The organism is Salipiger bermudensis (genome assembly GCF_017309175.1).
Lineage (GTDB): Bacteria > Pseudomonadota > Alphaproteobacteria > Rhodobacterales > Rhodobacteraceae > Salipiger > Salipiger bermudensis.
Window position 1 is genome coordinate 49,435 of sequence record NZ_JAEKJV010000003.1, and the last position, 12,784, is coordinate 62,218.

At 66.4% G+C, this 12,784-nt stretch carries 12 protein-coding genes and 1 riboswitch; of the genes, 10 read left to right on the plus strand and 2 right to left on the minus strand.

Translation table 11 applies throughout. The features are described from left to right. The first annotated feature begins 2 nt into the window (after positions 1-2). Together JF542_RS05080 and JF542_RS05085 are read left to right on the plus strand one after the other, a co-directional pair. Positions 3-611, plus strand: a complete 609-nt coding sequence (locus JF542_RS05080) for a hypothetical protein (protein WP_207074984.1) — start codon at positions 3-5, stop codon at positions 609-611. 43 nt (positions 612-654) lie between these two features. Next, positions 655-1,335, plus strand: coding sequence for a GntR family transcriptional regulator (locus JF542_RS05085; protein WP_207074985.1), 681 nt, complete (start codon positions 655-657; stop codon positions 1,333-1,335). 65 nt (positions 1,336-1,400) lie between these two features. On the opposite strand, the gene JF542_RS05090 is transcribed toward JF542_RS05085, so the two are convergent. Then, entirely contained in the window at positions 1,401-2,312 is a 912-nt protein-coding gene (locus JF542_RS05090; protein WP_007803042.1) for a LysR family transcriptional regulator, read from the minus strand. A 121-nt stretch (positions 2,313-2,433) separates the two neighbouring features. Between JF542_RS05090 and JF542_RS05095 the strand changes: the two genes are divergently transcribed. From JF542_RS05095 to JF542_RS05125, 7 genes are all read left to right on the plus strand, one after another. After that, positions 2,434-3,405 carry a Bug family tripartite tricarboxylate transporter substrate binding protein gene (locus JF542_RS05095; RefSeq protein ID WP_207074986.1) on the plus strand — a complete coding sequence of 324 codons (972 nt, stop codon included), beginning with the start codon at positions 2,434-2,436 and terminating at the stop codon, positions 3,403-3,405. Between the two features lie 121 nt (positions 3,406-3,526). Next, entirely contained in the window at positions 3,527-4,021 is a 495-nt protein-coding gene (locus JF542_RS05100) for a tripartite tricarboxylate transporter TctB family protein (RefSeq protein WP_007803040.1), read from the plus strand. A 12-nt stretch (positions 4,022-4,033) separates the two neighbouring features. Continuing rightward, on the plus strand, positions 4,034-5,524 hold the full coding sequence (locus JF542_RS05105) for a tripartite tricarboxylate transporter permease (RefSeq protein WP_007803039.1): 1,491 nt from the start codon (positions 4,034-4,036) through the stop codon (positions 5,522-5,524). Continuing rightward, a complete protein-coding gene (argE, locus tag JF542_RS05110) occupies positions 5,521-6,738 on the plus strand; it encodes an acetylornithine deacetylase (protein WP_207074987.1) in 1,218 nt (405 codons plus the stop codon). The genes JF542_RS05105 and argE overlap by 4 nt, the downstream gene beginning before the upstream one ends. 259 nt (positions 6,739-6,997) lie before the next feature. Continuing rightward, complete coding sequence (locus tag JF542_RS05115) at positions 6,998-7,264, plus strand: helix-turn-helix domain-containing protein (RefSeq protein ID WP_207074988.1); 267 nt, start codon at positions 6,998-7,000, stop codon at positions 7,262-7,264. Further along, positions 7,264-8,583, plus strand: coding sequence for a HipA domain-containing protein (locus tag JF542_RS05120; protein ID WP_207074989.1), 1,320 nt, complete (start codon positions 7,264-7,266; stop codon positions 8,581-8,583). The genes JF542_RS05115 and JF542_RS05120 overlap by 1 nt, the downstream gene beginning before the upstream one ends. A 316-nt stretch (positions 8,584-8,899) precedes the next feature. After that, positions 8,900-9,319, plus strand: a complete 420-nt coding sequence (locus JF542_RS05125; protein WP_207075194.1) for a MarR family winged helix-turn-helix transcriptional regulator — start codon at positions 8,900-8,902, stop codon at positions 9,317-9,319. Positions 9,320-9,363: 44 nt separating this feature from the next. On the opposite strand, the gene JF542_RS05130 is transcribed toward JF542_RS05125, so the two are convergent. Further along, a complete protein-coding gene (locus JF542_RS05130; protein ID WP_207074990.1) occupies positions 9,364-11,292 on the minus strand; it encodes a TonB-dependent receptor domain-containing protein in 1,929 nt (642 codons plus the stop codon). 339 nt (positions 11,293-11,631) lie between these two features. Next, positions 11,632-11,848: riboswitch (cobalamin riboswitch) on the plus strand. A 149-nt stretch (positions 11,849-11,997) separates the two neighbouring features. Between JF542_RS05130 and JF542_RS05135 the strand changes: the two genes are divergently transcribed. Further along, positions 11,998-12,783, plus strand: a complete 786-nt coding sequence (locus tag JF542_RS05135; RefSeq protein WP_207074991.1) for a DUF4198 domain-containing protein — start codon at positions 11,998-12,000, stop codon at positions 12,781-12,783. Position 12,784 lies beyond the last annotated feature (1 nt).

Here is a 12,784-nt window from a genome sequence, read left to right on the forward strand (position 1 = left end):
CCATGAAAAGCTATCGTATCGTCGAGGTTGCCCCCGAGACCGAAGCCGCGCTTGCTGCGGCGCTCCCTCGCCTCTCCGAGCTGCCGCGCCCGCTGCGCGCGCAGGTCGTCAAGGCCTGGGGCTCGGCGCTTGCCTCGTCGGACTTCACGCGGTTCGAAGACATGGTCTTCGCGCCCAGCACCGGCTACGGGCTGTTGCGCCACACACGCGAGGTCTGCGAGACCGGCCTGGCGCTGCGCGCCTCTGCCGAAGCGCTCTGGCTGGCTCAGATTGATCGCGACGCCCTGATTGCCACGCTTCTGCTCCACGATCTCGACAAGGCGCTCCTCTACCGCCCGGGGCCTGACGGCAATGTAGACGCCACGATCGTCTCTCAGAGGCTGCCGCACGGTGTCTTGGCCTCGCTAATGCTGGCCGAGATCGGCCTAGACGAAGCGATCATCGCAGCCGTCGCGACGCACGCGGTCGATGCGCCCTTCCGCGGGCAGGGTCCACTGGAGCACATCCTCCACTACGCCGACATGTTTTGTGCGGATCAGGCCCTTGTCCTGTCGGGGAAAATGCCCTTCTTCACGAAACGGGCTCCAGGCGATTTGCCTGCCGGAACCTGACCGTCTACCCTAGCGCGCACAGCCTGCAGGATCTCGCAACCGTATGCCCCTCGACAAGACTCTCACCTATCAAGTCATGGAGCGCATCCGTCGCCTGATCGTGGAGGGCAGCTACGTTCCCGGCGACCGCCTGGGCGAACAGGATCTCGAGGCCCGGGTCGGCGCGTCACGCGCCTCGGTGCGCGAAGCGCTGCGACTGCTCGAGGTTCAGGGGCTGGTGGTCCACATTCCGAGGCGTGGTTTCCGGGTTCGCAAGATGACCCGCAGCGAGGTCCGCGACCTCTACGAGCTCCGCGCCGATCTGGAGGCGAAAGCCGTGCTTGCGCTCGAGACCCGCGGCAATCTCGAGGGGCTCATAACCGAGCTGGAACGGCACAACGCGGTCATGCGCGAGGCGATGGTGAACGAAGATGTCGATGCCCATCTCGAGGGCAACATCGCCTTTCACACTGCCATTCTCGACCACGCCGCGAACCTGCCATTGAAGCGCGCGATCCTCCAGATGAACATGATCTGCCAGCCGCTGCGCTTTTCATCCCTGAAGGGCCGCGCGCGTCAGAACGGCACGTTGGACTACCATGTCCAGCTGGTTGCCGAGCTTCGCCGCGGCGATATCCCCGGCGCCGCCGAAACCATGCGTGAACATATCCTTGTCAGCATACCGACCGTGCTGCGCTATTATGACGAGCATATCGGCGAGAGCCCCTTCTCCGGCAACGTCTGAACCGGGATACAGCGGCGACGACGGATCCTCTCTTGAGGGCAACGAGACAGTCGCGATGACGGCGCTCAGCTTACCACGCCCGCGCGCTTGAGCCGGTCGATCTCGGACGAGACCGCCTCGGCAAAGGCCAGCCCGACGGTGCTCAGGGGGCGATCGCGCGGAACGAACTGAGCGATGTCCCAGGTGATCGCCGGAAGCAGCCTGTGCGACGAGACCTTCCCGGGATCGAGCAGCTGGCTTGCCACGGGATCGACGATCGCGACACCAACGCCACGTTCGACGAGGCGCACCACGCCGTGCAGCGTTCGCAGCTCCGCGGCGATGGTGCGGTCGACATTGATGGTCTCCATCATGTGATCGACGCGCTGGCGCAACGGGCTGCCCTCGGCAAGGTCGATAAACCACTCCTTGCGCAACCGTGGCAGAGGAATTTCCTCAACGTCACCAAGGGGATGACCCTTCGGCAAAATGCAATGCGCTTCGCAGTGCGCCAGCGCGCGCGCATCGCCGCCAAACGCCTCGGCGTTGAGCGTGATCCCGAAGGCCAGGTCGCAGCGTTGCTCGCTGATCATGCGCAGGAGCTCGGCCATGCCGACATCGACGATCTGCACGGTCGCGAGAGGATGGCTCTCGCGAAAGCTCTGCAGCGCATCGAGCAGGAAGGTGTCGCAGAAGATCGGCTGGGCAGCGATCACAAGGTGCCCGACCTGTCCGTTGGAGATCGCCACCGCCTCCTGCTCGAGGCTGCGCAACCCGGCGAGATGGCGCACCACGGTCTGGTGGAATCGGAACGCCTCGGGCGTCGGGGCAAGGCGATTCCGTTTGCGCAGAAACAAGTCGAAGCCGACCTTTTCCTCCAGCGCCGAGAGCAATCGGCTCACCATCGGTTGGCTCGTCTCAAGGTCTTCCGCGGCCATTTTGACCCCGCCCAGCCGCATATAGGCGTCAAAAGCCTCCAATTCGCGTGTCTTGAACATAGCTTGCTCCCTCAGTATGCAATTTATGCAAACAGAGGCGATCTATTGTCAATCTTCGCATACTGTGAATGGTGCGGCGCATCCAACAGACCGGCCCTGCCGGCGCAGATGTGAGGCAAACATGAAAAAACTTCTTGGAACGATCGCCCTCGCCGTGATCGCAGCAACCGGGCCCGCCGCGGCCCAGGAGTATCCCGATCAGGCGGTGACCCTCGTGGTCCCCTATGGCCCCGGCGGTGCCTCCGATCTCGCCGGCCGCGCGCTGGCAGAGACCGCGCAGCCCTTCCTCGGCCAGCCGGTCACCGTGATGAACAAGCCCGGCGCCGGCGGCATGAACGGTGCCCGCTCGGTCTCCGAGGCGGATGCCGACGGCTACACCCTGCTGCTTGCCCGCGTCGGCATGGCGCTGTCGCCCGCCGTGACCCCGGGCAACGCCGTGCCGTGGGACGCCTACACCTTCCTCGGTGCGCTCGAAGCCACGCCGATGATCCTCGCGGTGCGTGCCGATGCCCCCTATGACACCGCCGAAGAGCTGGTGACCGCGATCGAGGACAGCAACGGCCGTATGACCTACGCCGCCTCCGGCGCGACCGCGATCGACGGCTTCACCACGCAGGCGCTGCTGGCCGACAACGATCTCGACCCGCTCACCGCCGCGACGCTGGTGCCCTACAAGGGTGGCGGCGCGCTGGCCACCGCACTGCTCGGCGGCCACGTCGATTTCGTCGCCATGGCGGCGGGCTCGCTGATGCCGCATATCGAAAGCGGTGACCTGAAGGCGCTGATGGTGTTCGCGCCCAAGCGCATGGACACCCTGCCCGACGTCGCGACCGCGGCCGAGCTTGGCTACGAGAAGGCCGGCCAGATCGCCGGCTGGAGCGCGCTCTACGGTCCCAAGGACCTGCCCGAAGAGGTGACCGCCAAGTGGCAGGACGTGCTGGCCGAGGTCGCCACCGACGAGAAATGGCTCGACCTCGCGGCGCGCCGCGGCTCGATCTCGACCATCGGCGATGTCGACATGAGCGACTACGCCCAGAGCCAGTACGAGCTGTTCCACGGCCTGGCGCAGGATTTCGGCTACCTGTCGAACTGAGCGCCCCGGGCCGCGCCGCGGCCCGGCTGACCTGACGACCGATCGGCGCGGCCCCGACAAGACGGGCCGCGCCACCGTTCCGCCCCGCGCCACCGGGGCCCCCTCTTTCCCGGAGTGTCGCATGCCCAAGCCCGTCCTGCGGGGGCTGATCATTGTCGCCTTCTTCGCGCTGACCGCCTTCGTCCTCGTTCCGGCCTTCGTGCCGCGCCCCGCCTTCATTCCCGGCTTCGCCCCGCCGCCGGACATGTGGCCGCGCACCGTCTCGCTCGCTGGCATCGCGCTTGGCGCCCTGGCGCTGCTCTTCGCCGTCACCCGCCCGCAGGCCGACGAGCCGCCTCTTGAGACGGATGGCAGCAGCCCCGCCCGCATGACGGGCCGTTTCGCCGGGCTGATGCTGGCCTTCGTGCTGTTCCTCGTGGCCATTCCGCTGCTCGGCTTCCTGGTCTCGACGATGCTGCTCACGCTCTGCATCGTGCTGATGACCGGCGAGCGCGGCCACCGCATCTGGATCGCCCTGCTCGCCTTCGGCGCGCCGATCCTGCTGCAGCTGTTCTTCAATTCCGCGCTCGGCACCCAGTTTCCCAAGGGCGTGCTGACGAAGCCCTTCGGCTTCTGATCGGAGATCCCCATGCTCAATGAAATCCTCTCCGCGCTGGTCGCCGTGGCGACGCTGCAGAACCTGCTGATCATGGTCGCGGGCATCTGGGGCGGCGTCATCGTCGGCGCCATCCCCGGCATGACCGGCACCATGGCCGTGACCCTCGCGCTGCCCTTCACCTTCTACATGGACCCGGTGCCCTCGATCCTGCTGCTGGTCGCGCTCTACAAGGGCTCGACCTATGGCGGCTCGGTCTCGGCGATCCTGATCAAGACGCCGGGCACCGCCTCGGCCGCCTGCACCGCGCTCGACGGCTACCCGCTGGCGCAGCAGGGCAAGGCTGGCAAGGCGCTCAACATGGCGCTCTATTCGTCGGTCACCGGCGACTTCATCTCCAACCTGTCGCTGATCTTCTTCGCCGCGCCGCTCGCCGTTCTGGCGCTGCGCATCGGCCCGCCCGAGTTCTTCATGCTGATGCTGTTCGCGCTGACCACCGTGGCCGGCGTCTCGGGCAGCTCGCTGCTGATGGGGCTGGTCTCGGCGGCGCTGGGTCTGCTGCTGGCGACCGTGGGCGAGGACATGTACGGCTCGTTCCGTTTCGCCTTCACCCCGGACATGCAGGCGGGCCTGTCGATCGCGCCGGTGCTCATTGGCCTCTTCGCCCTGCCCGAGTTGATCAAGCTGGTGGTGATGCGTGCCGCCAAGAAGGAAGAGGCCGCCACCCTCGGCGCGCAGCACGTGACACGCGCAGAGTTCATGGGCTCGCTCAAGAGCATCCTCAAGGGGTCGGTGATCGGCTCCGTTCTGGGCGCCATTCCCGGCATCGGGCCGTCCTCGGCGGCCTTCTTCTCCTATGGCGAGGCGCAGCGCAGCTCGAAGAACGGCGCCAATTTCGGCAAGGGCGAGCTCGAGGGCATCGCTGCGTCGGAATCCGCCAATAACGGGGCCTGCGGTGCCACGATGATCCCGCTGCTGGCCCTCGGTGTGCCCGGCGACGTGATCACCGGGGTCATGCTGGGCGCCTTCATGATCCAGGGCCTGACGCCCGGGCCGCTGCTGTTCCAGACCAACATCCACGAGGTCTACATGCTCCTGATCGGCATGCTGGTCTCGTCGGTGCTGCTGTTCTTCGCCGGCAAGGCGACGATGCGGATGTTCGCCAAGGTCTCGCACATCCCGCAGACGCTGCTGACGCCGCTGGTCCTGCTGCTGTGCATCTTCGGCATCTACTCGATCGCCTCGAGCCCCTTCGACGTGGCGGTGCTGCTGGTCATGGGCGTGGTGGGCTTCGGGATGTTCCTGCTGAATATCCCGGCAGCGCCGTTCCTCATCGCGTTCATCCTCGGCCCGATGCTGGAAGAAAATCTTCGTCGCGCACTTGCGATCTCGCGCGGGGAGCCGGCAGTGCTACTGTCGTCGCCAATCACCTGGGTGTTTGCCGCGCTCATCGTGTTCGTCCTGTTCATCACGGTGCGCCGCGAAATCCTGAAATCCAAGACAGAAAGACGAGTAGCCCAATGACCCTGCAGAGCGAGACACAGCCCGCCGCCCAAGACCGGCAGGCCAGCGCCGCGCAGCACCTCTCGGACCTGATCGGCTTCGACACGGTGTCCCGCAACGGCAACCGTCCGCTGATCGACCACATGGCCGCCTTTCTCGAAGGGCTGGGGGCGCGGATCACCATCCTTCCCGACGAGACCGGCACCAAGGCCAACCTCGTCGCAGCCTTCGGGCCCGAAGGGGTCGCGGGCGTGGTCTGGTCGGGCCATACCGACGTGGTTCCGGCGGACGAGCCCGAGTGGCAGAGCGACCCCTTCACCGCCGAGATCCGCGACGGCAAGCTTTACGGGCGCGGCGCCTGCGACATGAAGGGATTTGCCGCCTGCGCCATGGCGGTCGCACCGCAGCTGGCGGCCGCGCAGCTCTCGCGCCCGGTGTATTTCTGCTTCTCCTATGACGAAGAGGTCGGCTGCCTCGGGGCGCCGGCGATCGCGCGGCATCTGGCAGCGCTGCCGGTGCCGCCCGAGTTCGCCATCATCGGCGAGCCGTCGATGATGGAGCTGGTGACCGGCCAGAAGGGCAAGATCGCCATGCGCGCGCATGTCACCGGCACATCGGGGCACTCGTCCTTCGCCCCCGAACACGTCAACGCGGTCGAATACGCCGCCCGCGCCATCGCGATGATCTCGGAGCGCGGCAAGCGGTATGAGACCGAGGGTCCGTTCGACCGCGATTTCACCGTGCCGCACGCGACCATGCTGGCCACGATGATCGAGGGCGGGGTCGCGACCAACGTCACGCCGGACAGCTGCAGCTTCACCTTCGAGCTGCGCTCGATCGCCGGCATGGACCCGGAAGCCGACATGGCCGAGCTGCTCGGGCGGATCGAGGCCGAGGTCAGCGCCGAGATGTCCGCCAAGACCGCCGGAACCGGCATCGCCTTCGAAAAGATTTTCTCCTACCCTCCGATGGGCGAGGCGCGCAACACCGCGGGCTTTGCCCGCTACGCCCGGCTGATGCCGGAGGCGTGGGGCGGCAAGGTCTCCTACGGCTCCGAGGGCGGGATCTTCGAGCTGATCGGCGGCATCCCCTCGGTAATCGTGGGGCCGGGCTCGATCGAGCAGGCGCACAAGCCCAACGAGTTCGTGGCGCTTGACCAGCTCGACGCTTGCGTCGCCTTCCTAGAAGGTGTCGTCGCGGAACTCAGCACCGCCCCGACCGAGGCGCAGAGCTGACCTGAAACAGCGGGCCGGGGTGGCGAATTCCGCGACCCCGGCGCAGCCCTGACGCCCAAGTCGGCGGTGAAGAGCCGGGATCGCAGGTTTGTTGCGCGGGTCCGGAGCACCTTCGCGCGGCTGGGCACTGGCTCGCGCGCGCAGCCGGAAGTTGCCATCTCTGGCATATCCGACAAATACAACATACGTGTTGTATATTGCATTTACTACAAGAATGGCATATCCTGAAGCTCCTACACGGATGGCATAAGGGTGTCCCATGGATGCGACCACATTCCGCGACGCGACATCGCTTGGTCACGCGATCCGCCGCCTCCGCAAGGCGAAGGGCTGGTCGCAGGCGGATCTGGCGCGCCTTGCCGGCACCGATGCGCGGCAGGTCTCGCGGATCGAAACCGCCGCGCATGAGCCGAAACTGAGCCTCCTGCTGGCGGTCGTCGCCGCGCTGGAACTCGACCTCGCTCTCCTGCCACGGCAAGGCGCCTCACCCGAGACCGCCCGCCCCCGGCCCGAAGACATCTTCTGATGGGTCGCAAGCCTCTGACCCGCACGCTCGACGTCCATGTCAACGGGCGGCTGGCCGGCTACTATCGCTACCGCCCCTCTGCCGGCGCGAGCTTCCAATACGCCGAAGACTGGCTGGGCTGGGCGTATGCCTTCCCGATCTCGCGCCGCCTTCCGCTTGGGCCGGACATACGCGCGGGCGATGAGGTGGACGCGGTGTTCGAAAACCTGCTCCCCGATGGCGCCGACCTGAGGAAGAAGATCGCGGAGCGCACCGAGGCGCGCAGCGACCGGCCCCACGACCTTCTGGCCGCGATCGGACAGGATTGCGTTGGCGCGATGCAGTTCCTGCCGCATGGCGCGACCCCGCCCGACCCGTTCCGGATCGACGGCGAGGCTCAATCCGAGGCGGAGATCGCAGACACGCTCAGGTCGCTGAGCACCACCCCGCTGGGCATCGACCCCGGCGCGCCGTTTCGGATCTCGCTGGCGGGGGCACAGGAAAAGACCGCCTATCTGCGCAAGGACGGCGCCTGGATGCGCCCGCTCGGATCGACCCCGACGACGCATATCTTCAAGCGCCCCATGGGCATCGTGGGCGGCGGGCTCGACATGAGCGGAAGCGTCGAGAACGAGTATTTCTGCCTCCTGCTCGCCCGCGAGATGGGACTGCCGGCGAACCAGGCCGAGATCCACCAGTTCGAGGACCAGATCGCCCTGGTCGTCGAGCGCTTCGACCGGCGGCCAAGACGGGCCGGCGGCCTCGTGCGGGTGCCGCAGGAGGATTTCCTGCAGGCGATGGGCCGATTCTCGGCCGAGAAGTACCAGCAGCATGGCGGGCCATCGATGGCAGAGTGCTTCGCGCTGCTGCAGCAGTCCGACACCCCGATCGACGATCAGGCGGCCTTCCTGAAAGCGCAGATCTTCAACTGGATGATCGCGGCGATCGACGGGCATGCCAAGAACTACTCGATCTTCCTCGAGGGCGACGGCTTTCGCATGACGCCGCTTTACGACATCATGAGCGCCGCCCCTGAACGGCTGCGCGCAGGGTTCCGGCACAAGGATCTCCAGCTGGCCATGTCGGTCGGCAAGCGCGGCCACTATCGTCTCGACAAGATCCTGCCACGGCACTTCGACGAAACCGCACATCGCGCCGGTGTGCCGGTTGAGGCGCGGCATCGCGCCGTCCGCGATCTCCTGGCCGCCGCGCCCGGTGCGCTGCATCGCGCGCTCGAGCTGCTGCCCGACAGCGTGCCCACGGACACCGCCAGCCAGATCGTCGAGTATGCCACCGATCGGCTCAGGCTGCTCGAGGCTTTTGCCGAAACGATGACGTGACAACGGATCGGGCACCGCGCGACGGTGGCGCCCGATCCGTTCCGAGGACTGGCGGCTGCGGCCTCAGCGACAAGCGGGCTGAACCAACCTCCCTGTCTCTTGCGCCTCGACCGACAGGCTGGCCCCTCCTCCCTCGCTCGGAAAGTGGCGTGGTCGGGGTCAAGATGTGCGCGTCGCTCGCCAGCATCGCTGCCGGGCCTTGGCCCGCCGGCCCGGGCCGGGTATCCCGATCCCGGAAACACTCTGGAGACCCGACGTGAGCGCGCAAGGCACCGACAGCAGGCACCCGGCATTCGCATCAGATTCCTACGACGAGATGGCCTACAACCGCGTCTGGTTCAATCTTCTGCGGATCCAGCGCTGCCTTGGCCCCGACATCGCCCGCGCGCTCAAGGGCGAGGGCGTCGATGATCCGGTCTGGTACGAGATCCTGCTCGAGCTTGAGCGCGCCGGCCCGGATGGCATCGCGATGGCCACGCTCGAAGACAAGCTGTTCATGCCGCAATATTCGCTATCACGACACGCCGCCCGGCTCGAGGCGACCGGCTGGATTCGCCGCAGCCCGAGACCGGGGCCGGGGCGCGGGCAGATGCTCGCGCTGACCGAGGCCGGGCAAGGGCTGCACGAACGGCTCTGGAGGGTCTACGAGGAGGCCATTCGCGCGCGGCTCGGTCCACGGATGAGCACCGAGGAGGCCTATGCGCTGTCACGGATGCTGATCCGGCTCTATCCCTGAATGGGGCACCGCGCCCGACCTGCGGGCGCGGCGCGGTGCGGTGCCTAGAAGCGTCCGACGACGGTGAGGGAGAACGTCCGCCCCGGCTCCTTGAGCGTGGTGAAGCCGGCGTAGTCGCTGCCATAGGTGGCGCGATCCGCGTATTCCGTGTCGAACAGGTTGTCGACGGACGCGCGCACGGTGATGTTGTCGAGCTGCGGCGGCACGTACTCGGCATAGGCATTGACGACGGTGTAACCCTCGAGATCCTCGAGGCCCGAGGGCATCTCGTAATCGAGCGCGGCATCTATGCCGCCACCAACGTTCAGTCCATCTACGCCGGTCTCCTGATCGATCTCGAACGCCATGACCGTGCCGAGCGGCGCACCGAAATCAAGCTGGTCGTAGCTGTCGGACCGGTCTCCGTCGATGCGGGTGTCGCTTTTCGAAAGAGTGAAACGGGCAAATCCGCTGTCCCAGCCGTAGCTCGCGCCGATGTTGACGCCGCGGCTCTCGAAGTCGAAATTGTCGGTGCCGCCGCGGGCATTGTCGATCTGGGTGATGAAGAGCTCGCCGCCAAGCTTGAGCCTGCCGCGCTCCCAGTCGAGGCCCAGCGAGGCATTGCGGGCGCGGGACGGATCGAGCGTGCCATAGTCGAAAGGCGGCAGGAACTCCCAATAGGTGTAGTTGTCCTCGATGTCGATGCCACCAAAGACCGACGAGACACCGCCGCGCAGCGTCAGCTCATTGGTGACCGCGTAGGTCGCCGAAAGGTTGCCCGAGGCACCGGAATGGGACACCTCCTCGCCGGTGACGCCCTCGAACTCCTGCCAGTCGTAGCGCGCGCCGAAGGACAGGCCGAGCGCGTCGGTCGGCTGCAGACGGGCCTGTGCGAAAAGGCCGTGAGTGACGCTCTGTTCGGTCTGGTACTCGTCAAAGGCGGGGCTGTCGTATTCGCCGAAGCGCTCGCGCCAGTCGTAGCCCGCGTTGACCGTGCCTGTCGCGAGGTTGAAGGTGTTCATCAGCGTCGCCGACTTGGTCCAGGACAGGCCGTTGCTGTCATATGGCTCTTCGATGATGATGTCGCTCTCGGAATAGCCAAGATGCGCCGAGGGATCCCACAGCCCCGTGGCGACGGTGTTCTCGTAGCGCAGCGAATAGCTGGTGCGCGTGGTGTCGTAGGTGCGCAGGTCCGAGTCGTCGCCGCCGAAATTGGCCCGGTACTGGCGCAACGTGTCATCCCGAAGCTGCTGGCCCGAGAACTCGATGCGATGACCGCTTTCGCTCTCGTAGGCGATCTTGCCGAGCAGGCTGTCGAGATCGGCGGCGGTGCCCCCCATGGTGTCGCCATCGCCAGTGACATAGTCCTCGCCGGTGGCACGCTTGGCATAGCCCAGCACCGACAGCCCGCCGGTGCGGCCCGCAAGCGTCAGCGCGCGCTGGAAGGTCTCGCCGTTGTCGCCGTAGCTCAGGCGCACATTGCCGCCGAAGTTGCGCCCTTCGCCCAGCAGGCGCTCAGGGTCCACGGTCTCCATCACCACCGAGCCGGCCAGCGCATAGGGCCCGGCATCGGCGGGCGAGACGGTGGCATCGACACGCACCTCTTCCAGCAGGCCGGGATCGATGGCGTTCGCGGTGGCGTGATGGAAGGTGCGGTTGTTCTGCGCGGTGCCGTCGACCACGACGCCGAGATTGAGCATGTCGACGCCGTTGACAAAGATCTTCTGGGCGACGGGGATGGCCCCGCCGACACTCACCGAGGCAATACCGGAGAACAGGTCCTTCAGATCGCCGGTGCGCGCATGTTCAAGCTCGCGCCCCGACACGTACATCGACGTGGCGCGGTCCGCGGCTCCGGCAAGGCCGTCAAGCTGTTCGAAATACAACGGGTCTAGAGCGTAGTAGCCCTCAAGCTCCTGCCCCCAGCCCTGCGCCGCGAACGCCGCGCTTGCGGTGCCGGCCAGCAATACCGTTTTGGTGATGGTCGATGCCATGATCCCTGTTCCCCTCACAAATTCCCAAAGGTTGGCTGGGCAGGGCCTGGCTTGACGTTCGCTTACTCCGGGCATGGCATAACATGCAATTGCATGTTTAAGGTTTCCAAACGATGTTGCAAACTTGCCAAGACGCTTGGTGGCGGCTTCGGATGGCCACGCCCGGAGGGTGCCTCGGCCGGGCTCCGACCGGGAATGTCGGATGGTGGGCCGCCTGCACCAGCGCCGCGGCAAGCCCCGGCAGCCCGAGTGGCTGCCGCAGGTCCTTGACAGGGTCGCGGTGGCGCGTCTCGCTGCCCTGCGGCGAGACGCCGATTGACGCGTGCGGCAAAACTCTGGCATCACTGACGCATATCCGGTCCCGGTGCAGTCTCTGCCCCGGGCGCAAGAAGGGAACGCAGTGCGGCACGGGCCATTCGGTCACGGCTAATTCTGCGACTGCCCCCGCAACTGTAAGCGGCAAGCAACGGCTGATCGTGCCACTGGAGCAATCCGGGAAGGCCAGCCCGCGCGACGACCCGCAAGTCAGGAGACCTGCCGGATACGCGCCCCTGGAACGGGCGCCAAGCCGGGCGTCGGGGTGAGCGCCAGAGCGGATCCGCGTGGTGCCGGCCCTGTCCGCGCGCGAGGATCGCAAGCTCTTGTCCCGATGTCTCAAAGACAGTTGCGCCGGGTGTGGCGCAAAGGACAAGGACGACGAGCCTGATGAAGACGACCCTGATTGCCGCAGCAGCGGCGCTTGCCATCCCGGCAGCCGCGCAGGCGCATTTCCTGCTGGAATACACCACCGACACGATGATCGAGACGCCTGGCGATGTGCCGGTGAAGCTGATCTTCTGGCACCCGTTCGAGAACGGCCACGTGATGGACCTGGAGACGCCCGAAGCGTTCTTCATGATCCACAACGGCGAGAAGACAGATCTTCTCGGCACGCTCGAACCGGTCATGTTCAGCGGCGGCGAGAACGAGGGCGCGGCCTTCCGGGGCACGGTGCCGGTCAGGCGCTCGGGCGATTACGTGCTGGTGACGGTGCCGCAGCCCTATTACGAGGACTCCGAGGATCTCTATATCCAGCAGATCACCAAGGCCTTCCTGAACCGCAACGAACTGCCCACCGACTGGGACCAGCCGGTCGGCCTGCCAACCGAGATCATCCCGCTGAACAAGCCCTACAACGTCATCGCCGGGGGCACCTTCACAGGCCAGGTTGTCGCCGATGGCGCCCCGGTTGCCGGGGCAGAAATCGAGATCGAGTACATGGCGGCCGAGCCCGACATGGAGAGCATGGCATCCTCCGAGCCAACCGTCTCGCCGCTGCCGGGCGGGGCCGTGGTGGCGGTCTCGGACGCCAATGGCTACTTCACCTTCGGCGTCCCCAAGGCCGGCTACTGGGGCTTTGCCGCGCTAGGCTCGGGCCCCGAGACCGAGCACGAGGGCAAGGAACTCAGCCAGGACGCGGTGATCTGGATCCGCGCCTGGGATCTGGAGTAGG